Source organism: Nostoc sp. CMAA1605 (assembly GCF_021596505.1).
GTDB lineage: Bacteria > Cyanobacteriota > Cyanobacteriia > Cyanobacteriales > Nostocaceae > Trichormus.
In genome coordinates this window covers 1-25,393 of record NZ_PJIZ01000101.1, presented here as the reverse complement: position 1 = coordinate 25,393, position 25,393 = coordinate 1, and the positions used below count along the sequence as shown (strand labels likewise).

Below are 25,393 nucleotides of genomic sequence, written 5' to 3'. Positions count from 1 at the left end.
GGCGTTGAAGGGTGGATTTCCTTTGTCGCGGGCAAAGTTGAGTGTCCCAATTAGGCGACCATCGCAGACAATTGGCCCAGTCATAACGTGTCCGTGGTCATGACGTGGACATAAATCTTTCCAGTCTTCTGGGGTTAATATCAATTGTTCATGGGTTGGTGCATGACGTTCAACTACATATTGCCCAATGGGATTACTTTCTAAGCAGACGGCTGGAATGCTTTTATTGTCAGGATCGTTGTGTGATTGACTATCTATAAGATGGATACCCCAACGTTGCACACCAAAGTATTCGCCAATTTTATCCATGAGCGTTTGCTTTAATTCTTGCTCACTACGGATATTGGCGATCGCATGAAACACGTCATGGAGAGAAATAGGCATAAGTGTACCCAGTTGGGGTCTATGCGAGACTCAACAATTACTTCTATGCTAATACCAGCACAAAGAAAAAAGGCAAAAGTCACAAGGCAAAAGGCAAAAGAAGAAATGCTGATTTTGGCAATTTTCTACATATGCTTAAGTATTTGCTTGATTTACGCCGAAGTTTACGATAAATCACTGCGCTAGGAGAAGCACATGACAGTTACACAACTCTCTGCTCAGGAACTTTTCCGGGCTGCTTATGACAACCGTTATACTTGGGACAAGAATTTCCCCGGTTATACAGCAGATATCACCTATAAATATGATGGGCAGGTAATTACAGGTAAAGTGATCATCAACGCTGAACTCAAAGCGGAAGTTTTGGGTGTGGATGATGAGTCAGTCAAAAAAGCTATTCATGGACAAGCTTGGGAGATTGCTATTCACCGTGTGCGCCGCACCTTTGAGGAAACCCACGGTGCAAATACATTTCGTTATGGCGCAACTGACGAAGATGGATCTGTAGAAATTTTAATGGGTGGTAAGGCGGAAGGCGATCGCTATAAAGTCCACAATAATATTGTCACTCTTGTTCATCGCCATATTCACGGTGTGGTTGTGACTATTAATACTTTTAGTGTTCACAACACTGGGGAAGGTTATCTCTCTCACACTTATGATTCTGTTTACCATGATCCTCAAACTGGGGAACAAAAAGGCGGAGTCAGCAACTTTGTGGATGAATATGAACAGATAGGGAACTACTTTATTCTCAATCGGCGTGAAATTCGCACGGAAATTTCTGGAAAAACCTCTGTTCAAGAATTTGCTTTCTCTAACATTCACCTGTTATAGCCTGTTACTGCTTAAGTGAGGTTTTTGCTCATCGAAGGTCAAATATATTTCAAGGACACCCCCACAAGGTGTCCTTTCTTTAGCAGTAAATCATAGTATTAACAGACTGTACTGTAAAAATCCAGCTACTAAGTAGTATTAATTAGCTATTTGTACGGTAAAAATATAAATTTTTGATGAAAAAATACATCATATCGGCACTAACACCTATGATTTGCCACCGAATAATTTTAAACTTGCATTAATATACCCCTATTTTTAACAAAATCCGACACTAACCATGAATTTAAGGTTATTTTGTCAAGGATTGACAGGGCTAACCATAGCTTTGTTGACTATAACTGTGACTCAGCCCAGTCGCGCTGAAGGTACTACATTTTACTGCGCTAAGAACAAAGGTATACCTGTAACCTTTGCACGCACTCAGGACGGGAAAAAAGTCCCGATTATTCGCTGGGTTTCGAGTAATTATTTTCCACCGCCGTGGACTGCTCAACGGCGTTGTGCGGAGGTATCGCGTAGATTTCAGAGAAACTACGATAATGGCAGACTCAGACGGATTAAAACTGGCACACTGAGAGGAGAGCCTGTAGTCTGTGCAGCGATGAATCAAAATAGTGCTTGTACAGATAATACTTTATTATTTACTCTCAAACGTGGTGCTGATCCAAATACTATTGTCCGTAGGTTATTTGACAGACGGGCTTTGGCGGCTGGTAATGCACTGAATGAAAGTGCTAGTAACAGTGAAAGTAGTCCAGTTGACATTGACTTTGATATCTATCTGCAAAATGCCACAACGGACTCCATTGATGATTCTGCCTCAGGAACCAGCAATTCCACATCTGAAGCAGGTATTCCTTGATAGCATCGGCCAGGGAGTAATTCTAAAAATTATATGATCTGGGGCAGTGGGAAAGTTATCGCCTCTGTTGGCGGTTTATTAATGTTGTTGTTGGCAGATGTGAGTGGTTGCACTACATCTGCACCTGTAGATAACAAAGTTTCCCAGACTACGCAATTGTCATTAGAAAAATTGCGTCAACAAGCACAGGGAATAACAGTCAAAGTGATGTCAACGGAATTTCTTGGCTCAGGAATTATACTTGGCAAGCAAAATACAGTTTATACTGTAATTACTAACGCTCATGTACTCAGAGCCGGGACATCTCCGTATCGGATTCAAACTGTAGATGGTCAAATACATAAAGCTAATTTGCTATCTAAGGTGAGATTTAACAAACATGATTTAGCTGTTTTGGAGTTTCGCAGTGTTGGTACTAATTATCATGTAGCTGCTTTGGGTTATCCGCCAACGGCAGGTGATGAGGTCTTTGCTACTGGTTTCCCTTTTGATCAAGAGGAATTAAAGGTAAAAAGTTTCAAGTTGACTAGGGGTAAGGTATCACTAGTACTGGATAAAGCTTTGGAAGGTGGTTATCAAGTCGGGTATACCAATGAGTTGGCAAAAGGGATGAGTGGGGGGCCGCTACTCAACCGCCGTGGGGAGGTTGTTGGGATCAATGGAATGCACGCTTATCCTTTATGGGATGCACCATCAGTTTTTATTGATGGTTTGCAGGCTGATGAAAATTTACATCAGCAGATTATTCGCTTGAGTTGGGCTGTACCTATAGATAAGGTGGTACAAATGATGCCGACTAAAATTTCTCCTAGATAACATCAGACTGATTAGAGGTCAAGTGATGAAACTCGATAGTAAACTAGCATCGGCAATATTGGGAGTAGCGATCGCATTTTTTCCTGCTCAAATTGCGGTATCATTAACACCTCAAGCTGTCAGTAATATTGCGAAGAAAGTGACGGTCTTAATCACTGGAGCAAAACTTGGCTCTGGTGTCATTATTCATGAACAAAATAACACTTATACTGTACTAACTAACTGGCACGTTTTAGATACCGCAGGAAGTTATACTGTCCAGACTTATGATCAAAATGCTCATCCAGTAGCTTCTAATTTAATTACTCGCTTGCCTGGGGTAGACCTAGCTATTTTACAGTTTACCAGTCGTCAAAAATATCCTGTTGTAGCTTTAGGTAATTCTGATTCAGCTACTGAAGGTACAACCGTTTATGTATCTGGCGCGCCTACACCAGTACAAGGTATTGAAACCCGCACAGTTCTAGTTCCTGATGGACGCATTGTTGGTACTAATAGCAATCCCCAGGAAGGTTATGCTTTGATTTATAACAATATTACCTATCCTGGAATGAGCGGTGGCCCAGTCTTAGATGATAATGGACGCTTAGTGGGAATTCATGGCCGTGGCGCACGGGATAAAGAAGGTCAAAAAGTCGGGTTTAACTTGGGTATTCCCATCAATATATTTACTAACTCCAAAATAGCCAACAGTCTCAATTTAAAGGTGGTGACAACAAACACACCACCCACAAACTTTACAACTCCACCACCAAGTAACAACTCTAGGCCGGGTAGACCAACTACCTTAAATGGTTCTGGAACGCCAGGGTCTGGTGTTTGTCCTGGTAGACGTTGTTAAATAAGATATCTTGCTTGAAAATTTTTTACATTTAAACCTTGTTTTTCAGAATTTGAGTTGAAATTCCATGTTTTCCAAATACTTCACATCTGCTTTTACAGCTTTACTGGTGACAACAGCATTAGTCACACCTCATAGCGCGATCGCTCAAACTACAATTGATGAAGATAAGCTAGATACAGTCAACGGAATGCGTTGGGGTGGCAATGGTTTACCCTTTGATAAGGTAGTGGAAATTAAAGATGCTTTGGTGAATAGTCCTTTGGGTAAAGTAGTGATTGACCGTCATGGAGAAGACCCCCAAGGAGTTTTATTTAAAGAACCATTTGCTGCTCCTAGTCCCGGTAGATTTGTTGTAGTTTCTCTGTGGGGAAGCAAAATAGAAGGCTGCTTTGTGAAAATGATTGTGCAGACAGCACCAAGTGATGGTAGAGCAGAATTAGAAGAAATTGCTCCTAAAATGCTGGAATTAGGTGTAGGAGAGCAAATTTTACAACTGAAGCGCAGCACCAATGCTAAAGTTAGAGGATTTCAAGGGAATTACACCTACACCACCTATGAAAATAGACGCTCAATTGAAAACTCTAGCACTTGGTTTATGACTGATACCCTGTTTGATATCAGTCCTGAAGCTGCTAACTTACTCAGAAATGCCCCAGCCAAAGAAATTAAAGCCCGCTTAACCTTTGAAAATGGCGATACTAAATTAATTCCGATTGGCAGCAGTAATGTTAAGCGTTGGCAAGAAGCTTTTGGTTTTAATAGTTCTTGTAGTGCGCCTCAGTAGGACGGTTTCCATCAAGTAGGGAGTGTTGTTATGGGGATTTAGACCCGGTGATAACACTCTCATGACTAATTTTCTTAATTGCATTCCAATTACTGGCAATTGGCATTCGCCAGCCTGTACCGAAGGCGCGGTCAGTGATTTTTAATCCTGGTGGTGCTTGGCGGCGTTTGAATTCGGCACGCGCTAGCATTTGGATAATTCTGTCTACTACTAAAGGATCATGACCTGCGGCGACGATTTCTCCTACTGATTGGTGTTCATGAATTAAGCGTTGCAAAATGTCGTCTAAAATTTCGTAGGGTGGTAAGGAATCTTGATCTACTTGACCAGGTTTGAGTTCTGCGCTTGGTGCTTTGGTGATGACATTTTGGGGGATAATTTCCTCTTGGCGATTTAGCCAGTTACATATCGAGTAGACACGGGTTTTGGGAACGTCTGCAATGACCGCTAATCCGCCATTCATGTCACCGTAAAGAGTGCAGTAACCCACTGCCATTTCGGATTTGTTACCGGTGGATAATAACAGATAGCCGAATTTATTCGCGATCGCCATTAATAAGTTACCCCGAATTCGGGATTGAATATTTTCCTCAGCAATGCCAAATTCTGTCCCTGCAAACAGATCAGCCAAGCTGTGGTCAAAGCCTTGCATTAATTCACCTATGGGGATGGTTTGGGTTTGTATCCCCAAATTTTTCGCCAAGGCTAACGCGTCACTGATGGAATGTTCCGAACTGTAGGGGGAAGGCATCAGTACCCCAAGGACATTTTCTTTACCAAGTGCCGCAGAGGCGATCGCAGCTACTAGGGAAGAATCTACCCCACCACTTAAACCCAAAATTGCTTTAGAAAAACGACACTTTTGGGCATAGTCTCTCACACCTAAAACCAATGCTTGCCAAATTTCTTCATCTTCAGAAGTGGGTGCGGGAGTGACAGAACTTAATTCTAAATCTAGTTCTGTTTCGTCAAATTCTACTACTAATAAATCAGTAGTAAAACCTTCAGCACGACAGATTACTTTACCTTGAGCATTTAAAGCAAAGCTAAAACCATCAAAAATTAAATCGTCATTACCACCAACCTGATTTGTATAAATGATTGGTTGTTGGAAACGCACTGCACTATATTCCAGCATCGATTCACGGTGGCGTTGCTTCCCGACTGTGTAGGGTGAAGCCGATAAATTGACAATTAAATCCACACCCAAAAGTGCTAAATCAGCTATGGGATTAGCAGCGTAATGACGCTTACCCCAGAATTCCTCATCATTCCATAAGTCTTCGCAAATGGTTACGCCAATATCGATATTATCTAAAGTGAAATAATTAGCTTGCAGTCCAGCTTCAAAGTAACGATTTTCATCAAATACATCATAAGTTGGTAATAGTCGCTTATGAAAATATTGTTTGATTTTACCGTTTTCTAATAAAGCGATGCTATTAAATAAACTTTTACCGCCTGTAGTATGAGCTTGAGAATTTTGCTTAACAGTACCAACTAATACAGCCAAATTAGCAGGTAAAGCTTGGGCTAATTGCTGCAAAGTTATCTTCATAGCTTCCACAAAACTAGGATTTAATAATAAATCTCTAGGTGGATAGCCACACAAAGAAAGTTCTGGTGTTAATAATAGCCGCACCCCATCAGCTGCTACTTGTTGAGCAACTTCCAGAATTTTCTGAGCATTACCAGATAAATCACCAATTATAGGATTAAGTTGAGCGATCGCAATTTTCATAAGTAATAGTCATTAGTCATTAGTCATTAGTCATTAGTTTTCTCCCCTACACCCCCACACCCTTACACCCCTAAACCCCTAATTAAATAAACACCAATGGCTTATCTTTAAAAGGTGCAAAAGCGTCGGCATCAAATTTATATAAACTGGCGGGACGACCTGCACCGCGTGATACTTTGATGCCTGTATCAGATAAAAAGCCTAGTTTGAGGAGACGCGCCCGAAAATTAGAATAATCAGAAAAGTTTTCTCCTAAAACTGTGGTGTACAACTGATATAAATCATTCAAAGTAAATGTTTCCGGTAAGACTTCAAAAGCTACCGGACTGTATTCCAATTTATTACGTAATCTTCTATGACCATAGGCCAAAATTTCGTTATGGTCAAAGGCTAGTTTTGGTACTTCCTTCACTGGATACCAAGCAATCCCAGTTACGCCATCTGCAATTAGTTCGGCTTCTTCAAATCTCACTAAAGCAAAATAACTAACTGATAGATAACGCACACCATAACTACCAGTGGCTTCTCTGGGGTCACGTTCTGGCCCCCCAAAGGTGTACAACTGCTCTAAATAAAGATTATTAACACGAATTTTCTCCGCCATAATGCGATAGGCTGCATCTTCTAAGGACTCACCTTGACGGACTAAAGTACCAGGAAGACTCCATTGATTTAAAAATGGTTCTTGCTGTCGCATTACTAAGAGAACCAAGAGACGGTTCTGTACAGTATCTACAGAAAAAATTACATTATCAACACCAACTTTGAAATCGGCCAAAGGTTGTTGATTTAACGAAGTTGAAATTTTTTTGTTGTTGCGTCCGGGCATTTGTACAAATGCTGTTGATTAATATAAGCAGCGATAGGGGGAATCAGGGCTTCGGTTTTTCCGTGTTCACGATAGGCAGTTGAGGATATATCTAAACCAGTTAAACTGGCGATCGCAATTTTTCCTCCCAATGCTTGCACGGTTTCTAAGCTAGTTTGATCTATCTCATATCCCGGTCGCGGCACAATTAACAGTTGCACTTGCTGTAATAATTCTTCAATTCGATACCAGCGTGGTAGTTGCTGCAATAAGTCTGAACCAATTACCAAAGTAAATTCGGTATCTTCTCCCCAACGCGCTTGAGCCTTAGCCAAGGTTTCCAAGGTTCTAAAGCTGCTTAACTCCTGTTCTAGAGCAATATTTTGTCGCGGTGCTTCTATATCAGCAATCAACAACCGCAACATCGCCGCCCGATGTATCAACTGTGTTTGATGAGATTTAAAAGGATTATCAGCTGCCCAAACCGCTACCCAATCATAGCGTTCAGACAACCACCGCAGAATCTTTTGATGTCCTGCTGTCGGCGGATCAGCACTAGTACCGAATAAAGCGATTGTTTTCATGGTTAGTCAATAGTTATTGGGAATGGGGCATTGGGAATGGGGCATTGGGCATTGGGCATTGGGCATTGGATGTGAGTTAATTTCCACCTTGTCCTCCTTGTCTCCCTTGTCTCTCCACGTCCTCAGTAAACTCTGCCAAAGCGGGGGAAATTTCCACCGTTAAGGGAATAGCATGATCTAGATGTCTGGTTTTTTCAGGTAAACTTGCTACCGAAGCGGCGGTGCGTTGGCGAATTGCTGCTAGGGTTTCTGGTGGTTGTAGTCTTTGCCCTTCTTTGACTACTAACTGCAATAGGGGTTTTTCTGTGGGGAGGGGTGTCTCTGTGACTAATCCGAGTCTGTCGGCTTGGGCTTGGTTTCCTGCAAATGAGCGAAAAATTTGCTTGCGTCCTGGGTATGTGGTCTTACCACTGGACTTTTTCATTACAGGAATCCCGTCAATTTCTACGAGTTTATACACACCGTTGACTGGTGTACCTGTAACTAATTTTGTGCCTAGTCCATAGCCATCTATTTCTGCGTTGGCGGCTTTGAGTCTGGCTATTGCCCACTCATCTAAGTCGCCACTGGCAAAAATTGTTACCCCAGGCAGGAGCGATCGCACTTGTTGGGATAAACTCACCAAGTCGCCGGAGTCTAGCCTTACCCCTGTTAATTCGATTTCTCCTGCATTGACTTTTGCGGCTAAATTTTTTGCCGCCGCTACTGTGTCGTAGGTATCAATTAACAATGGTGCGCCAGGAAAGTAGCGATGAAATGCTGTGAATGCTTGTTCTTCACTCCCTTCCATCGCTGACAACGCCATAACCAAGGCGTGAGCCATCGTACCACTCGGCTGTTCACCCAGTTGTAGCGCGGCTAACACATTGGAGGTAGCATCTAACCCGCCGGCTAGGGCTGCCCTGGCTGCCCATAATGAGGCTTGGGGACTAAATGCTCGTCTTGTGCCGAATTCTAAAAGTCTGGCTGTTTCACCTGCAATATCTCGCAATCTTGCCGCCCTGGTAGCTATCAGGGTTTGATAGTTGAGTGTATTTAATAGATAGGTTTCTACTAATTGCGCTTGCCACAGAGGGGCTTCAATTCGCAACAATGGCTCGTTAGCAAAAACAGCCGTCCCTTCTGGTACTGCCCACACATCCCCTGTAAACCTTCCTTCGGCTAGCAATGACCAAAAGCTGTCGCTAGCTTGGGCAAAAATCCCCGTGGCTTGTAATGCGGCTATCTGTTCAGAACTAAAACGCAAGTTTTCTAAATATTCCAATGCTTGCGCTAAACCCATCGCAATTAAATAGCCAAAACCCTCCGGCGATCGCCTGACGAATAACTCAAAGCTAGCCCGCTTTTGTTCTACACCTTCACCCACATAACAAGCTGTCATTGTTAATTGATAAAGGTCAGTCAGCAAGCTGTAATCTGCCGCAGAGATGTCTAATTTTGGTTTCTGGTGGCTATCCCAGACTGGGAAAGGTGTCATACCAGAGTTTCCTTACAAGAATGTTGCTTTGTATTATGGTAGAATTTACCATAAATAATGTCAAGCACCAAAAGTATAAAGTTTTCAAGAACGAAAATGCAGTGTTTGTATAGCTTACAATATTTTCTTAAACTATTAATTAACTTTTCTTAATGGTCATTTTTATCAAAAACTGATATTTGTGTGTATAAATGTCAATCAAAATCACCACAAAAAGCCACGAATTTACAAAACATTCGGCTGTTTTTAGTTGAGTGTCAGACTTCTAGCAAGTAGAAATTTTCTGTTAGAATAGACATAGAAAGTAATAAACCTAGAATCAAGTTAAGTATTGCAAAGCAAGCTAAAAAACTATTGCATATATTGTCAATATATTGAGAAATTAAGCCAGCGCAAAAAATCAGAATTAAAGTAGAGAAACCAAGATAAATTGGCTCAAAAAGGAGTCGAATGTTATGGCTATCCCCAGAATAATTGCTAGCATTACTCAGTATATTTCTGAAGCCGTAATGCGGATTTTTGCTCCTAACGATGATGCTTATCCCAATATTGGTGTACAGCCTTTTACGGGTGAGCCTTATAAAAAGGGTTCTGCTGAAAGTTGGTAAATAGCAGTGCAGAAGTTAGTCCATATATTCAATCTATTCCAATCCGCGATAAACACAGATTTCATGGTCTGTGTTTATCTTTATTTTTGTAGAATTAGCTATTGAATATAAGTAGCTAATGTTTTTAAATCTGGAACTTCCAAATCAGGCTCGCCAATAGACGTAAGTGTAGCACCAGAGCCAGTTTGACCCATTCTGCGGTTAACCCAAACTGCTGAGAATTCTAACGATTTAGCGGGGATAATATCATGATAAACGCTAGCAGCAACGTGTAAGATTTGCTCTGTTGGTAGTTTGATTCTCTCAAGTGCTTGTTGGAAATTGTTTAATGAAGGTTTATAACTTTTGACCTGTTGTGCAGTGATAATTTGGTCAAATTCTACTTCTAATTTTTTGGCAGAAAACGCAAATAAATCATCATCCACGTTGGAGATGATGACTAACTGAAACTTTTGCTTGAGTAATTTTAATGCGTCAACGGTATCAGCAAAAGGTTGCCAATATTGGATAGAATTCGCTAGGGAATTAATTTCTAATTCCGTCGGGGCAAAATCGAATTTTTCTCCAAATTTCTGCACCACTTTTTGCAAAACTTCTCGATATGAAATATATTCTCCTTGTTCTAACTGCGATTCAAAATTAGCGAAATTTTCGAGTAAGTCATCATCCTGTAGGTTGATATGATGACTGGTTAAGATGGATTTAATAGCCGTTAATATTCCTGTTTCCCAATCTATAAGCGTGCCATAGCAATCAAAAGTTATGGCTTGATACTGATTTAAATCAATCATAAGCCCCACTAATATAAGTTTTATTGTGGCTAATTTCTGAGAGTAGCATCAAGAAGCTCACAAAAAATCTTAACCTAAATTTGTACTATTTTTAACTCCTTCTTTGCTTATGGTGTATCACTTCATCGGATGATTGGGGAGTAACCGTGTTATATTACAGTAACTCTATCGGTTTTTAGGAGTAAAAGTTTCATCACAACATTGATTCAGAACAAAGAAGAGTTGATAACGGCTAACTTCTGACTTTCAATTTACGAATTCCGACTTAATTTATTGTGGTGTTTTCTTACTGAACTTTGAGGAGTAAAAATGCTTGAGGCTGTCGCTATTGCCTGGTTGTTATTGTTTTTTGGTGATTTTTTATCAACATTTGTCTATCATGTACCAGAACACGTTTTTGGTAGCCTCCATCTAAAAACCCATCATTCATGGAAGAAAGATTTTCGTCACTACGCAATTTTGACATTAAATGTACAGGTGCTTTTAGATGGTATATTAGGAGCTTTACCATATTTATTAGTCGCTGTACCTTTGTGGTCTTTTTCTCCTATTGGGGTAATTTTGGGCTTATTACTAGGTCAATTTCATGTGTGGTGGAGACACATTAGCGTTTTAGGTTGGAAAACTCCTAAACCCATCGATTTTTTGTGTCAAATTTTATTTATCACTACTCCTGAAAGACATTGGTTACATCACCAAAAAACAAATCTAGGTTTTGGCGATATCTTTACCTTTTTTGAACAACCTGCACAAATTTGGTTTCGCTGGCTAAGACTTTTAAGGGTACGTCTGCGTTACTCGCGGATTTAATATAAAAAATGGGGAATTGGGAATTGGGAATTGGGAAGATTCAGCAGTGGCTTTATGCAAATTAAATGCTGATTAGCTTACCATTCAGAAAAGGGATGTTTAACTAAATAGCTATTGTAATATTTAGGGTTGCCGGATACTTCTTCACCAATCCAATCTGGTAACTCTATTTTTTGTAATTCATCAGTGAGTTCAACTTCTGCTAATATTAATCCTTGATTAGCTCCAGCAAATTCGTCTACTTCCCAGACTAAATCACTAATATTAATTTTATATCGAGTTTTTTCAATTAAAGGACGAACACATAATGTATCTAACATTTCTTGGGCATCCGCTAAAGGGATGGGATACTCAAATTCAGAACGAGAATAATTAACAGTAGGGCCTTTAATGGTGAGATAGCCTTGGTTTTTGACAATGCGAACACGGACTGTTGCGCCTTGGCTAGCAATGTATCCTTGACGATACAAACTCCCTTCAGCTAGCTGTCGCCAAGCATCGCCTTTGACTAAAAATTTCCGTTCAATTTCTGTCGCCATGAATGATTCCGTTGAGAATTGAGTAGTCCATCGCACTTACTTCAAAAAGGCTACCACACCTGATTTCATCTTCAGAACACCACGTTTGATTCCATAGACTTCTTTACAATCATTTACACTTACTGTAAATTGCCTACTGTAGTAGAATTAGACACGTTACCTCTAAGTAAAATTAAGAAAAACAGGGGTAGCAGACTAATGACTATTGACTATTGACTATTAACTAACTCTTATGAACAACAAAATTGAAACTGAAACTTTTATTAATGATTTAGATAAAATCGCTGGAGTAAGACAAGAGATATCTGCTGGTTTAGCACAGATGAGTGAAATTCTCATTCAAGCAGAATTAGGTAGTAAAAATACTTCGGGCGCATTAGGTTTAAATTCAGATATTGAAAATATCAATCTAGCTGTTAAAAATCTCAATCAAGGTGTGTTTCGCTTACTTGTTTTAGGTGACATGAAGCGTGGAAAAAGCACTTTTATTAATGCTTTGATTGGGGAAAATGTTCTACCAAATGCAGTCAATCCCTGTACTGCGATTTTGACAGTTTTACGTTATGGAGAGAACAAACAAGTCACAGTCAATTTTAATGATAACCGCCAGCCAGAACAACTGGAATTTAAAGAATTTAAACAGAAATATACGATTGACCCCAAAGAAGCTAAAAAGCTGGAAGAGGAGAGGAAATCAGCATTTGCAGAGGTAAGCTATGCTGTTGTCGAGTATCCATTAGAACTTTTATCGAAAGGTTTAGAAATCATCGATAGCCCAGGACTAAACGATACAGAATCAAGAAACGAATTATCTTTGGGATACATCAATAATTGTCATGCAATATTATTTGTGATGAGGGCTTCTCAGCCTTACACTTTAGCAGAACGCCGCTATCTCGAAAATTATATTAAAGACCGTGGTTTAACGGTGTTTTTTATTATCAACGGTTGGGATCAAATTCAAGAAGGAATGTTAGATCCAGATGATGAAGAAGAACTGCAAGCAGCCGAGACACAATTAAGGCAGGTATTCCAAACAAACCTCGCACTATATTGTCAGATTAACGGTGAAGATATTTATTCTGAGCGTGTATTTGAAATTTCTGCAATTAATGCCTTAAGAAAAAGAATTAAAGATCAGTCAGCTTCTTTAGAGGGTACAGGATTTCCCGAATTATTGCGATCGCTCAATATCTTCTTAACCCAAGATAGGGCGATCGCTCAACTACAACCAGCCATCATCCTAGCGCGCCAGACTTACAATAATATTCAAGCAGCAATTCAACGCCGCCTTTCCCTACTCACCCAAGATGTGAGTGAAATGAAACAGCGCATTGATTCCGTCGAACCAGAATTTCAACAATTGGCGATGATTCGGGATCAATTTCAAGCCGAAATCCGCGCCACTAGAGATATTCAAGCCAAAGCCGTTGCTGAATCCTTACGCGCTTACATTCTCAATTTGGGTAATACGTTTGAAAAAGACTTCCTAGCCTACCAACCAAACTTAGAATTATTAGACTTTTTAAATAAAGATAAACGCGAAAGCTTTAACACCGCCCTCCAAGAAGCATTTGAAAGATACACCGCCGATAAAATAGCTGCTTGGACATTGACAGTAGAACAAGACATGAACACCGCATTTGTCAAACTCTCCACCAGTGCAGCAAAATACGGTGCTTCCTACAGCCAAGTCATCGACCAAATTACCGATAAATTATCAGGAAAAGAAGTCAAATTTAATCCCAAAACCACCAAGGAAGACAATTCACCCATTTGGACAAAATGGGCAATGGGATTATTATCATTGTCTAGCGGTAACATTGCAGGCGTAGCAATGGCGCAAGCAGGCTTTGACTGGAAGAATATCCTACTTAACTATATAGCTGCGATCGGGGTAAACAGCATCACTAGCACCCTAACCGGCGTTTTTCTCGGCCCTGTGGGATTAGCAGTTTTGGGAATGGGTATTGGATTTTTGCAAGCAGATCAAGCGAGACAGAAATTAGTGCAAACAGCCCAAAAAGAATTAATGAAATATCTTCCAGAAGCTGCTGAAGCATATATCCCCCAAGTTCGTACAGGTGTGGAAGAATGCTTCAATACCTACGAACAAGAGGTAATTGAGCAAATTAACAAAGATATCACCCAAAGAAGAACCGAATTAGATAACCTACTCCAACAAAAAACAGCCCATGAAATCAACCTCACCACAGAATCCCAACGTCTCCAAGCCGTAGCCGTAGGCATTCATCAACAAGTAGAGCAAATTGACCAAATTTACCAAACATTGTCTTAAAAACTATGTTTTGGGAATGGGGCATTGGGCATCGGGCATTGGGCATCGGGCATCGGGCATTGGAGTAAAATCTACCTTGTCTACCTTGTCCACCCAGTCCCCAGTCCCCAGTCCCAAATTTAGTAATACTGCATGAATTAGCTGGTATGATTTGACCCTAACTCACAAAGTACCAAGTACATACAACGGTAAAATTTAATCGTAGATAAAAGCTAATTATGGTAGTTGTAGCAGTATTAGCAGCAGGGCGCGGCACTAGAATGAAGTCTAGTTTACCCAAGGTGTTACATTCTTTGGGTGGACGCACGATGGTAGAAAGAGTTTTGGCTAGTGCAGAACCGCTTGCACCGTCACGGCGAATTGTGATTGTGGGATATCAGGCTGAAGAAGTGAAAGCGGCTATTGAGTCGCCTGAGTTGGAATTTGTGGAACAAGCTGTACAGTTAGGCACAGGTCACGCTATCCAACAATTATTACCACATCTTGAAGGTTATACGGGGGATTTACTGATATTAAATGGGGATGTGCCATTGTTACGCACTGAAACCATAGAAAAATTATTACAAACCCACCAAGCTAATAACAACGCTGCTACGATTCTCACCGCTAACCTAGCCAATCCCAAAGGCTACGGACGGGTTTTTTGTGATAGTAACAACTTTGTGCAACAAATGGTAGAGGATAAAGACTGCACTCCTTTACAAAGACAAAATCAACGAATTAACGCCGGTATTTATTGCTTCCGTTGGCAAAATTTAGCCAAGGTTTTACCAAATTTACAAGCGAATAATGCCCAGAAAGAATACTATCTCACGGACGCTGTGACTCAAGTTGGTCAAGTGATGGCGGTGGATGTGGAAGATGAGCAGGAAATTTTGGGCATTAACGATCGCCTACAATTAGCTACAGCATCCGAAATCTTACAACGGCGAGTCAAGGAAAAATGGATGTTAGCCGGTGTCACATTAATCGACCCCAACAGCATTACTATCGATGACACCGTAGAATTACAGCCAGATGTGGTCATTGAACCCCAAACTCACCTGCGGGGAAACACTGTGATTCAGTCGGGAAGTCGCATCGGCCCTGGTTGTTTAATTGAAAATAGCCAAATAGGTGAAAATGTCACTGTGCTGTATTCGGTAATTACTGATAGCATTATTCAAGCACAAACGAGAATCGGCCCCTATGCCCATTTACGAGGTCACGCGGAAGTAGGTAATAATTGCCGCATTGGTAATTTCGTAGAATTGAAGAATACCCAACTAGGCGATCGCACCAACGTCGCCCACTTATCATATTTAGGTGATACAACAGCAGGTAGCCAAGTAAACGTAGGTGCAGGGACAATCACCGCCAACTACGACGGCGTGAAAAAACACCGCACCACAATCGGCGATCGCACTAAAACCGGCTCCAACAGTGTCTTAGTAGCCCCCGTCACCTTGGGCAATGATGTATACGTAGCGGCAGGTTCAACTGTGACAGAAGATGTCCCCGATGATTGCTTAGTCATTGCCCGTAGTCGTCAAGTAGTTAAACCGGGCTGGAAGAAAGAAGGGTAAGGGGTGTAAGGGTAGGCTGTTGACTCTGTGGCTTTTTTGGGGTGTGGTTCATGCACTTTTTTGTCGTTTTCCACAATGCCTAAAACCTTGTAACGGCTTGGCTTTTAACGAAACACAAAGTACATGGTACATATTTACTAAAAACTAACAAAGTCAACAGCCTAGTGTAAGGGTGTAAGGGTGTAGGGGAGAATTCTACCCAATGCCCCATTCCCAATGCCCCATTCCCAATGCCCAATGCCCAATTCCCAATTCCCAATTCCCAATGCCCTAAACTATACAACCCACTTCCGTACCGTCCGGTAGTTCTAGGGTATCGCCAATCTTGTCGCCGTCGTGGAAGGCGGCGAGGATGACTTGGCTGGTTTTACCCCAAGCGATCGCACCGGTTGCATCTAGGGCGATCGCACCAAAATCTCTTTTGTTTTCATAAGCCTCAGCAAAAGACTTTTTCATCGCCTCTTGCAAAGACATTCCATCGGTGACGCGTACTACAATTTTGGCGGCTAAACATTCATCAATAATATCTTCACCAATACCAGTACAACTTACGGCAGCGTGACTAGTAGCATAATTTCCCGCAGGCATCGCAGAATCACTGACTCTGCCAATACGCTCAAAGCCTTTACCGCCTGTAGAAGTACCAACGGCTAATTTCCCATAGGTATCTAAAACAACTACACCAATTGTACCGCGCCCAGCGTTACTGGTTTCTAACATTTCTGTTTCTGCGACTACTCCCGCCATTGTGCGTTTAAAGTTATCTTGACGCTCTTGTATCCATTCTTGCAGTCGCAAATCTGTTAAGCCATTGTAAATGGGAACTTGTAATTCTCTGGCTAATTCTGCTGATCCATAATCTGAGAGTACGCGGTCTGGGGAACTTTGTAAAAAGTGTGCCAAGTTAATCGGGTTTTTTACCCGTGAGACATTAATTACCCCGCTAAAATGTCCTGATGCACTATCCATTAAAGAAGCACTCATACGGATTTGTCCATCAGATTGTAGTACCGAACCAGTACCAGCGTTAAAGCGTGGATCATCTTCTAATAGTTGACAACCCCGCACTACAGCGACAGAAGCATCCACACCAGACAATAACAGAGTATATACTTCCTCTACTATGGCATGGAGCGATCGCCTAACGGCCTCTAATCCTCCTTTACCGTGCAGAGAACTACCCGCCCCTCCGTGAATAATTAATTTAGGCTGCACCTGTGATTTCATTTATGCCCCTGCGCTAATTTATATTGAACTTATCCAGTCTGGAAAAATTTTAAGTGGGATTTCACATCAAAAATGAAATTCCTCACTCAAAACTCAGCATTTATTACTCAGCACTTGCTTGAGAACGACGACGACGACAACGCTCTGAGCAATATTTAACCTCATCCCAGCAATCTTGCCATTTTTTTCGCCAAGTGAAGGGACGTTGACACACCGGACAGATTTTTGTAGGTAAGTCAGATTTAGAACGATTACGCCCCATAAAAGATTTCTGAACGAGATGGAAAATAATTATATCCAGATTGCTCCCAACAGAACAGGTCTTCCCCAACAAGAGTAGAGACGCTGCAACGCAACGTCTCTACAAGTCTGATGATGTTAGCCACTTACACTATCTTTAAGACCATTTTGGAATTACACCAGCTTGCCAACATCCTTGCGCTGCTTTTAATAATCCCAACATTGGATGCCAAAAGTTGTTGTCTTGAGTGATATCCTTGCCAATGTTCCAAATACTATCTAGTTCTGTCAATAGATCAGCAAAAGTAGATTGAAGGTTTGCTAAAGCTTGTTGCTGTGCTTGTTGGTTTTCCTGATTATTGTTTGTTCCATATACCTCTGGCAAACCCTGATTTTTGATATTTAATAATCGTTCATAGTGAGAAAACTCATTGAAACTCTTATCATCCATAACCTCACTTTTCAACCGGTAGTTTTCGGGTATAGCATACCTGTCTTTACCAGTTGTTGTTCCCTCACCTTGGAGACTAATCGTTTTTACAGCCTCTTCAGCATCTTCAAACTTGGTGATGATTTGTGTGAATGCTTCACTAGTCCAGGCCGCTTGTTGATTCCTAGTTGTCCAGGAGAAATTGTCTTTGCCTACAACGACAATTCCAGCTATCAGTGCGTTGTACATTTCCCCAATTGTATCATAGGGATATTGGGGAGTAAGATGATGTTGCAAATGCCATCTGGCTTCTAAACTATCCTCCAGCAAATCAATTATTTTCCAAATGCCTTTTTCTGGATGACGATGTTGCTCTAAACCACTGGGAGTTTCAATATCTAGCATCAAATCAAGAGTAGTTGTATTGAGAGCATCCAATTGGGCATTAATTAATTTATGATGTCCAGTAGTCGGATTATTGGGATCTAAGTAGGGAATTGGTGTACCGTCGTATGTGGGTGCAGGAAACTCTGGTTTGGTATCAAGTGCTAGACAAAGATTAGCTGCTAGTTGCAGGTGAAGCATTTCTTCAATACAAATACTCAAAATAGATTTGTAGGCAGGGTGACTTGTATCTTTGATGGAAGTAAGCGCAGTCAGATAAAAGGGCAAAGTGTAGAGTTCCACTTGCACTGCTGTTTTAGCATGATCCTGCACCAGTTGCTTTGTCCACGTCTTTGTAGCTGTTATTGTCATGATGCCTGTGAATGAGATTTTGTTAAAGCTTGCAAGTTGACTCACTCTAAAAAGCAAAATTCTCTAGAGTTAAGTAACAAGAATTACATATAACAAGTGGTTAATTGCTTGACAATTGATTGTTACAACTAGCACATTAATCTTGATAAAACTATTGTTTTCCAGTATCAAATCTTGCGAAATTTGAAGTGACAATTTTATCCTGTTAAAGAAATATACTTCTGCGAAAAGTCCTTAATGGAGTACATCATAAGCAACAAACTCAACAAAAATTAACAGATTGTCAATTTTTGACACACTCTAGCTCATCTCTACATTTGTAGTGATTATTTCCACAAAAATAGCTTTAGCTATTGTCATCATTAGAGTATTCTATGATTGATATTTTTGGAAATATGATGATTTCTACATATGTTAGAAATATTGATGCAAGTAACAGAAAGTTTAACTATTAATATTGAACTTTTATTACATGACTTAGATTCTACTACAAACAAAACAAAGCTACTTGAACTAGATAAACTAATTATCTGTCATTCTTTATTAGGATTATCGCGACAAGAAATAGCCGATAAACTTAGATTAAAAAGTATGACAATTAGAGACCGTTTAAGTAATAATATTTATCCCAAAATCGCAGAAATAATGGGTGTCGAACAAAAAGATATAGCCGGTAATTGGGTAAGAATCCTTAACTTTTTACTCAACCCACAGAACGGTTACAAATTAAATCCTGCACCTCAACTTAACAGTGACAACTTTCAAGCAAGTCTTGGCAGACAATTTTTTCTTTATCCACCTAACCAAGACATCGTCAAATTACAAACCGAAGCTACGAAATTTTATCAGCTAGGACTGTACTATCAAGCATTAAAATATTTTTTAATGGCATGGAATCAAGAAGTAAAGCTTTATAGCATTGGGAATCCTGAAAGTTTAATTTATATCAATAATTCTCTGATTGAATATCAGAAGAGTTTATTTCAAGCAAACCAAATTAGAATCTATACTGTAGCTGTAGTTGTGCCATTTTATCATAATTCAGGCAAAGTGGCGGCGGAAATTCTACGAGGGATATCTCAAATACAATTACAAGTAAATTGGGTAGCTTTCAATAAGTTTAGTCTAGATAAGACAATAGACTTAAATAGTATTAAACCCAAGGTTTTTCCTACTCTAATTTCTAGCCCAATCCTATTAAAAATTTTAATTGTCAATGACCCGAATAACTTATACACACCGTATAATCAAACAGCCGAAAAATTAGCAGCATTAGCCCAAGAACTAAACTTAATAGCTATCATAGGTCATTACTCAAGCGAAATGACTAAAAATGCTTTCCACTTCTATGCAGACAAAGGATTAGTTTTAGTTAACGCTTGTAGCACATCTAATGAACTGGCTGATTTATCTTTGATGTCTTTTTTTAGGTTGACTACTCCAGACAAGACTAATGCTCAAAGGTTAGTTGATTATTTGATTTCTAAAAATTCTATAAAAAATAAATCAAAAATAGCAATTATTTATAATCACAATAGTATTTATTGTCAGTCTTATAGAAACAGCATTAAAAAATATCTTGAAGCATATCAAGATAAATTAATATTTTTAGAAGAATGTGGTTATATTAATGAATCTTATTATCAAGTCCAAAAGTACATAGAAAATATTCAAAGAGCCGACGTTGATATCATCATTATTATCCCTGATGGTGGACTTGAACCTAATTCCCTGAATAATGCTGGACTAATTAGTAGATTAAATCTCAATAACTGTTTAATTGCTGGTAGTGCTACTTTTTATCAAGAGAATATTTTACATTGGGTTCATGAGCAGAGCCAATACCAAAATATTAATCAAGATAATCTGCAAATTATAGCTTGTATTCCTTGGCATTGGCACAGTCAAGAAAACGGTTGCAATGGTGAAAATTTAATTGCTCAGTATTTTTGTAAGTTAGGTTCTCAATTATGGGGTGAAGGAAACCTAAATTGGCGTAGTGCAACAGCGTTTGATGCTGTATTAATAATTTTGAAAGTTATAGAAGAATATCACAGTGAAAATAGCCAAGCGTTGCTGGAAAATATGGATAAATATTTCAAACATGATCACAAAGTCATCAAGGGTGTTACCGGAAATATTCAATTTGAAACCACAGGCGATCGCCTCAATCCTCCTACAGAAATAGTTGCTGTAAAATGGCATCCACAGCAGCAAAAATGGCAATGGACAATTTAAATGCAAAGTTACGCTGAGAATGTGACTCTGATTTTCTGTGTCTCTACGGGAGATAAAAATATTTTTGTCTACGCTTGTTGTCAAAATATACCACACTTGCAGTAGAACTATCTGCTATATAACTGCTACTCTACTTTTAGTTGATAGATGAAATTTAACTATGTTAAAGGTTTTTGCAGACAGGGGCGGCACATTTACAGATATTGTTGCTGTAACTGATGATGAGTCTATTATAAATAGACTATCCACACATCAGGAAAGGTTTTTAATAGTACCTGTACCTCATCAAGAATGGGTAATAGTCTATAAATTACTATCTGAAAATCCTGAACAATATCAAGATGCAGTTATTCAGGGAATCAGGAATATTTTGGGATTGCAAAATAATGAACCTATTCCCTATGAAGCTATAGAAGTAGTCAAAATGGGGACAACAGTAGCAACTAATGCGCTGTTAGAGAGACAGGGCGATCGCGTCGTTTTGCTAATTACCAAGGGCTTTAAAGATGCCTTGAGAATTGGCTATCAAAATCGCCCTGATATCTTTGCTCGCCACATTATTTTACCTGCCATGTTGTATGAGCAAGTGATTGAAGTAGAGGAAAGATATGATGCTTATGGTAATGAATTAATACCTGTACAGTATTCACAGGTTAAACAAGATTTACAAGCAGCTTATCAAACAGGAATTCGCAGTTGTGCAATTGTGTTTATGCACAGCGATCGCTACCATAAACATGAGCAAGAAGTAGCAGTAGTTGCTCAAGAAATTGGCTTTACCCAAATTTCTATTTCCCACCAAGTTAGTCCCTTAATGAAATTGGTAAGTCGTGGCGATACTACTGTTGTCGATGCTTATTTAACTCCCATTTTACGCCGCTATGTTAACCAAGTAGCCAATCAATTAACTAACGTCAGATTAATGTTTATGAAATCTGATGGTGGTTTAACTGATGCTGCACAATTTCAAGGCAAAGATAGTATTTTAAGTGGCCCGGCTGGTGGTATTGTCGGTGCAGTGCAAACTAGTAAAAGAGCCGGTTTTGATTTAGTCATCACCTTTGACATGGGAGGAACAAGTACAGATGTAGCCCATTTTAAAGGCGAGTATGAACGCCAATTAGATTCTGAAATTGCTGGGGCGCGGATGCGAGTTCCAGTATTATCAATACATACAATTGCGGCTGGTGGCGGTTCGATTTTATTTTTTGATGGTTCTAGTTATCGTGTCGGGCCAGAATCGGCTGGTTCTAATCCTGGCCCTGCTTGTTATCGCCGTGGTGGTTCTTTAGCAGTGACAGATGCGAATGTCATGTTAGGTAAAATTCACCCCCAATATTTCCCTGCTGTTTTTGGTAATAATGGTAATTTACCTTTAGATAAAAATATTGTTTTAGAAAAATTTCAGCAATTAGCTCAAGAGATTGCAACTGTTACAGGAAATTATCGTACTCCTGAACAAGTAGCAGCAGGATTTATTGCTATTGCTGTTGCAAATATGGCTAACGCTATTAAAAAAATTAGCCTCCAGCGTGGTTATGATATCACCGAATATGTTCTTTGTTGTTTTGGTGGTGCAGGTGGACAAGTTGCTTGTTTAATTGCTGACACTCTAGGAATGAAACAAATATTTCTGCACCCTTATGCTGGTGTGCTTTCAGCCTACGGAATGGGATTAGCTGATGTGAGAGTTACTAGAGTCGGAGGAGTAGAACAGCCTTTAAATCAAGCCTTAATTCCCCAATTAATACAGTTGATGCAATCTTTAGAAACTCAAGCTAGAAGCGAACTCAGTCAAGATAAAAATTATCTTGAAGAAGAAATTATTCAAACCTTAAATCTCAAATATCAAGGAACAGATTCTACTCTCAATATTAAGTTTGATGTAGATGTGAGTATCATGCAAACAGAGTTTGCAGATAAACATAAGTCTCGCTATGGTTTCACACAGTCAGATAAAAACTTAATTGTGGAATCTATTTCAGTAGAAGTAATTCAGAAAATGGATACACCAAAAGAACCTTTAATTACTAGGAATAAACATCTAGATGAAGCCCCACAACCAGTAGAAATAGTCCAAATGTTTACTGCTGAACAATGGCATAATACACCAATTTATCGTCGGGAAGATTTACAGCCAGGAGATTGTATCAATGGTGCAGCAATTATTGTGGAGAAAATTAGCACAATTGTAGTTGAACCGAACTGGCAAGCACGATTAACAGAGCGTAATCATTTGATTTTGCAAAGAATGCAATAGTTATCATGCTCACTAACGAGAATATTCCCGATGGATTTAAAGTATTGTGTGCAGAACCAGAACTAAGAATCAAGTATTCTGCACAGCCGAGTTGTTGTCTAATACTCTTTTTTATGCCGTTTATTTGCTTGTTTATTGGTCAAGTTTTATTATTGTTTACGGAGTTGTATGAAGCATTTAACCAGGGAATTATACAAGGAATTTACCAAATATGGCAGAAAGTCATACAACAATGGTCACTTGGTTTTAGCTTGTTATTATTAGGTGGGTTTACATTCTATGTAATATGGATTAATTTCGGGAAAATAGAGTTTATAGCTAACAATGATTCACTGATTGTGATTGAAACTTTATTTGGCATATCTAAACGCAAAGAAGTTTCTAGAGCCAATATCCAATATCTTCAACAACTTCAAAAAAATCCTTATGAATCTCCGTCATGGAATTTAGAACTGATTACAAATAAAAAAATAGGTAATTTAGATCACCCTTGGTTTCTGAAGCTAACAGAAAGCGAAATCAATCGAATTAATTATCACAAAATAGTGCTAATGGAGCAACAGGATTTTGAAATAATTGATTGGTTGAGTAGAGTTTTGGCAGATTTTTATAAAGTTAGAATCAGAATTTGAAAAATCTTGAGAAAATAATATTAATTAATAATTCACTTTTCATATTTTCTGATTGTAAAAAATTAATATTTTAGGAGACTAAAATGCTCAACTTTGCTTCTGCTTCTCTACCATCTGAAATCCGTCAACTTTGTCGAGAAGGTAAATTAGATACTCCTACCCCTGGATTAGCATTGGGATTTGTGCAAGCAAACTTGGTAATACTACCATATTCTTTGGCATTTGAATTCCTATTATTTTGTCAACGTAATGCTAAGTCTTGTCCTATCCTTGATGTGACAGAAGTAGGAGATTTTGAACCTAAAATTATTGCGCCTGGTGCAGATATTAGAACAGATTTACCCCGCTACAAAATTTTTCGACATGGGGAATTAATAGAAGAAACAACTGACATTAAAGCATTTTGGCGAGATGATTTAGTAGGGTTTTTAATAGGTTGTTCTTTTTCCTTTGAAAACGCCATGTTGAATGCTGGTATATCAGTTAGACACGTAGAAGAAAATAAAAATGTCCCCATGTATAAAACCAATATTGAATGCGTCTCCACTCAGAAATTTTCCAGTCCCTTAGTAGTTTCTATGCGTCCCCTACCAGCTAATCAAGTTGTGCGTGCGGTAGAAGTAACAAGTAGATATTATAAAGCGCACGGATCACCAGTACATATTGGTAATCCTGGTGCGATAGGAATTAAAAACTTAGCACAGCCAGATTATGGTGATGCGGTGACAATTCGTGATGGTGAAATTCCTGTTTTTTGGGCTTGTGGCGTAACAACTCAAACTGCAATTTCATCCGCCAAACCTGAACTAGCAATTACTCATGCACCTGGACATATGTTTATTAGCGATTTAAAAGATGAGGATTTGACTAGTTAATTCTTAACAATTTTCATGAAATAACACATGATTTATAAAGTCAAGCTTAAATAGTAGTGGCATGGCAAGGCTAAAGTATTGCATTAAATGTAGGTTGGATTTCCTAACGTCAACCCAATCTATAGGACTCATATTTGATTTCTGAAAAAAACTCCGTACACTTTTGTTCCTTCTTACCTGTTCCTTGTTTCCTTAATACGTAAATAATTTCAGGAATCAAAGCGGATTCCTATATGCCTAATCCATCATTTTAGGCTTGTCAGTCCCCTGCTTGATATTTACTTTATAAATCAATACAGTTCAGTTAAGAAAATAGTTTGTAGTGAGGACTTTAGTCCTCATCTAAGGACTGAAGTCCTTACTACGAACTTTTCCTTACTTCACAAACCCCAGATTTTAGCCTTAACTGAACCGTATTACTTTATAAATAGGTGCTAAGGACTAAAGTCCTTACTACAAAACTATTCTATTTTTGTCAAAATTAAGAAGTGAAATTAGAATGTATACTACATCTCAACCTGATCCAGTAAGATTAGAAATTTTCAAAAATCTCTATCAATTTATTGCTGAACAAATGGGGATTGTCCTGCAAAATACAGCAGCATCAGTCAATATTAAAGAACGCTTAGACTTTTCCTGTGCAATTTTTGATGCGGCCGGATTATTAGTAGCTAACGCCCCTCATATTCCTGTACATTTAGGTTCGATGAGTGAAAGTGTCCGCAGTTTAATTAATGATCATGGCGACACGATTAAACCAGGAAATGTTTATTTATCAAATAATCCCTACAATGGCGGAACTCATCTCCCAGATGTTTACAGCAATTACCCCTGTATTCTTAGAAATTGACCAAAATCTCACCACTCCCCTATTTTTCGTGGCTTCTCGCGGACATCAAGCTGATATCGGGGGAATTACACCTGGTTCTATGCCTCCTCATAGTCAAAATGTGGAGGAAGAAGGAATTTTATTTGATAATTTT

At 39.3% G+C, this 25,393-nt stretch carries 24 protein-coding genes and 1 pseudogene; 14 read left to right on the top strand and 11 right to left on the bottom strand.

What is annotated here, in order from left to right:
• On the bottom strand, positions 1-384 hold a 384-nt coding region (locus tag CV014_RS24875; protein ID WP_236144471.1), incomplete at its 3' end, for a GAF domain-containing protein.
• 195 nt (positions 385-579) lie between these two features.
• Between CV014_RS24875 and CV014_RS24870 the strand changes: the two genes are divergently transcribed.
• From CV014_RS24870 to CV014_RS24850, 5 genes are all read left to right on the top strand, one after another.
• Positions 580-1,221, top strand: coding sequence for a DUF3386 domain-containing protein (locus tag CV014_RS24870; RefSeq protein ID WP_236144470.1), 642 nt, complete (start codon positions 580-582; stop codon positions 1,219-1,221).
• A 343-nt stretch (positions 1,222-1,564) separates the two neighbouring features.
• On the top strand, positions 1,565-2,086 hold the full coding sequence (locus tag CV014_RS24865; RefSeq protein ID WP_329608438.1) for a COP23 domain-containing protein: 522 nt from the start codon (positions 1,565-1,567) through the stop codon (positions 2,084-2,086).
• A 33-nt stretch (positions 2,087-2,119) separates the two neighbouring features.
• Positions 2,120-2,902: a S1 family peptidase gene (locus CV014_RS24860; RefSeq protein WP_236144468.1), complete on the top strand. Its 783-nt coding sequence runs from the start codon at positions 2,120-2,122 to the stop codon at positions 2,900-2,902.
• Positions 2,903-2,927: 25 nt separating this feature from the next.
• Positions 2,928-3,743: a S1 family peptidase gene (locus tag CV014_RS24855; protein ID WP_236144467.1), complete on the top strand. Its 816-nt coding sequence runs from the start codon at positions 2,928-2,930 to the stop codon at positions 3,741-3,743.
• Between the two features lie 67 nt (positions 3,744-3,810).
• Entirely contained in the window at positions 3,811-4,530 is a 720-nt protein-coding gene (locus tag CV014_RS24850; protein ID WP_236144466.1) for a hypothetical protein, read from the top strand.
• A gap of 28 nt (positions 4,531-4,558) precedes the next feature.
• Here CV014_RS24850 and CV014_RS24845 read toward each other — a convergent pair whose 3' ends face one another.
• From CV014_RS24845 to CV014_RS24830, 4 genes are all read right to left on the bottom strand, one after another.
• Entirely contained in the window at positions 4,559-6,271 is a 1,713-nt protein-coding gene (locus CV014_RS24845; RefSeq protein WP_236144465.1) for an NAD+ synthase, read from the bottom strand.
• An 82-nt stretch (positions 6,272-6,353) separates the two neighbouring features.
• Positions 6,354-7,100: an NUDIX hydrolase gene (locus CV014_RS24840; RefSeq protein WP_103138341.1), complete on the bottom strand. Its 747-nt coding sequence runs from the start codon at positions 7,098-7,100 to the stop codon at positions 6,354-6,356.
• Positions 7,061-7,663 carry a nicotinate-nucleotide adenylyltransferase gene (locus CV014_RS24835; RefSeq protein ID WP_236144464.1) on the bottom strand — a complete coding sequence of 201 codons (603 nt, stop codon included), beginning with the start codon at positions 7,661-7,663 and terminating at the stop codon, positions 7,061-7,063. Before CV014_RS24835 ends, CV014_RS24840 begins: the two co-directional genes overlap by 40 nt.
• A 76-nt stretch (positions 7,664-7,739) precedes the next feature.
• Positions 7,740-9,140, bottom strand: coding sequence for a nicotinate phosphoribosyltransferase (locus CV014_RS24830; RefSeq protein WP_236144463.1), 1,401 nt, complete (start codon positions 9,138-9,140; stop codon positions 7,740-7,742).
• Positions 9,141-9,595: 455 nt separating this feature from the next.
• Between CV014_RS24830 and CV014_RS24825 the strand changes: the two genes are divergently transcribed.
• On the top strand, positions 9,596-9,748 hold the full coding sequence (locus tag CV014_RS24825) for a nicotinate phosphoribosyltransferase (RefSeq protein ID WP_103138338.1): 153 nt from the start codon (positions 9,596-9,598) through the stop codon (positions 9,746-9,748).
• A gap of 98 nt (positions 9,749-9,846) precedes the next feature.
• On the opposite strand, the gene CV014_RS24820 is transcribed toward CV014_RS24825, so the two are convergent.
• Positions 9,847-10,539 (bottom strand): haloacid dehalogenase type II, encoded by a 693-nt coding sequence (locus CV014_RS24820; protein ID WP_236144462.1) that lies wholly within the window; start codon positions 10,537-10,539, stop codon positions 9,847-9,849.
• A gap of 309 nt (positions 10,540-10,848) precedes the next feature.
• Between CV014_RS24820 and CV014_RS24815 the strand changes: the two genes are divergently transcribed.
• Entirely contained in the window at positions 10,849-11,349 is a 501-nt protein-coding gene (locus CV014_RS24815; RefSeq protein ID WP_236144461.1) for a sterol desaturase family protein, read from the top strand.
• 77 nt (positions 11,350-11,426) lie between these two features.
• On the opposite strand, the gene CV014_RS24810 is transcribed toward CV014_RS24815, so the two are convergent.
• Positions 11,427-11,888 (bottom strand): CYTH domain-containing protein, encoded by a 462-nt coding sequence (locus tag CV014_RS24810; RefSeq protein WP_236144460.1) that lies wholly within the window; start codon positions 11,886-11,888, stop codon positions 11,427-11,429.
• Between the two features lie 232 nt (positions 11,889-12,120).
• On the opposite strand from CV014_RS24810, the gene CV014_RS24805 reads away from it, so the two are divergent.
• Both CV014_RS24805 and glmU read left to right on the top strand, forming a co-directional pair.
• Positions 12,121-14,187: a dynamin family protein gene (locus CV014_RS24805; protein ID WP_236144459.1), complete on the top strand. Its 2,067-nt coding sequence runs from the start codon at positions 12,121-12,123 to the stop codon at positions 14,185-14,187.
• 218 nt (positions 14,188-14,405) lie between these two features.
• Positions 14,406-15,752, top strand: coding sequence for a bifunctional UDP-N-acetylglucosamine diphosphorylase/glucosamine-1-phosphate N-acetyltransferase GlmU (gene glmU, locus CV014_RS24800; RefSeq protein ID WP_236144458.1), 1,347 nt, complete (start codon positions 14,406-14,408; stop codon positions 15,750-15,752).
• 79 nt (positions 15,753-15,831) lie between these two features.
• On the opposite strand, the gene CV014_RS24795 is transcribed toward glmU, so the two are convergent.
• The 4 genes from CV014_RS24795 to CV014_RS24780 all read right to left on the bottom strand — a co-directional run bounded on the left by CV014_RS24795 (position 15,832) and on the right by CV014_RS24780 (position 18,405).
• Complete coding sequence (locus CV014_RS24795) at positions 15,832-16,011, bottom strand: hypothetical protein (RefSeq protein ID WP_236144457.1); 180 nt, start codon at positions 16,009-16,011, stop codon at positions 15,832-15,834.
• An 11-nt stretch (positions 16,012-16,022) separates the two neighbouring features.
• Positions 16,023-16,979, bottom strand: coding sequence for an isoaspartyl peptidase/L-asparaginase (locus CV014_RS24790; RefSeq protein ID WP_236144456.1), 957 nt, complete (start codon positions 16,977-16,979; stop codon positions 16,023-16,025).
• Positions 16,980-17,082: 103 nt separating this feature from the next.
• Positions 17,083-17,241, bottom strand: a complete 159-nt coding sequence (locus CV014_RS24785) for a DUF2256 domain-containing protein (protein ID WP_103137945.1) — start codon at positions 17,239-17,241, stop codon at positions 17,083-17,085.
• 135 nt (positions 17,242-17,376) lie between these two features.
• Positions 17,377-18,405: a ferritin-like protein gene (locus tag CV014_RS24780; RefSeq protein ID WP_236144455.1), complete on the bottom strand. Its 1,029-nt coding sequence runs from the start codon at positions 18,403-18,405 to the stop codon at positions 17,377-17,379.
• Positions 18,406-18,816: 411 nt separating this feature from the next.
• On the opposite strand from CV014_RS24780, the gene CV014_RS24775 reads away from it, so the two are divergent.
• From CV014_RS24775 to CV014_RS24755, 5 genes and pseudogenes are all read left to right on the top strand, one after another.
• Positions 18,817-20,643, top strand: a complete 1,827-nt coding sequence (locus CV014_RS24775) for an ABC transporter substrate-binding protein (RefSeq protein ID WP_236144454.1) — start codon at positions 18,817-18,819, stop codon at positions 20,641-20,643.
• Positions 20,644-20,803: 160 nt separating this feature from the next.
• Positions 20,804-22,903, top strand: coding sequence for a hydantoinase/oxoprolinase family protein (locus tag CV014_RS24770; protein ID WP_236144453.1), 2,100 nt, complete (start codon positions 20,804-20,806; stop codon positions 22,901-22,903).
• A 5-nt stretch (positions 22,904-22,908) separates the two neighbouring features.
• Complete coding sequence (locus CV014_RS24765) at positions 22,909-23,535, top strand: hypothetical protein (RefSeq protein WP_236144452.1); 627 nt, start codon at positions 22,909-22,911, stop codon at positions 23,533-23,535.
• Positions 23,536-23,618: 83 nt separating this feature from the next.
• Positions 23,619-24,410 carry a putative hydro-lyase gene (locus CV014_RS24760; protein ID WP_236144451.1) on the top strand — a complete coding sequence of 264 codons (792 nt, stop codon included), beginning with the start codon at positions 23,619-23,621 and terminating at the stop codon, positions 24,408-24,410.
• A 499-nt stretch (positions 24,411-24,909) separates the two neighbouring features.
• Positions 24,910-25,393: pseudogene (locus CV014_RS24755) on the top strand (hydantoinase B/oxoprolinase family protein); the annotation flags it as partial.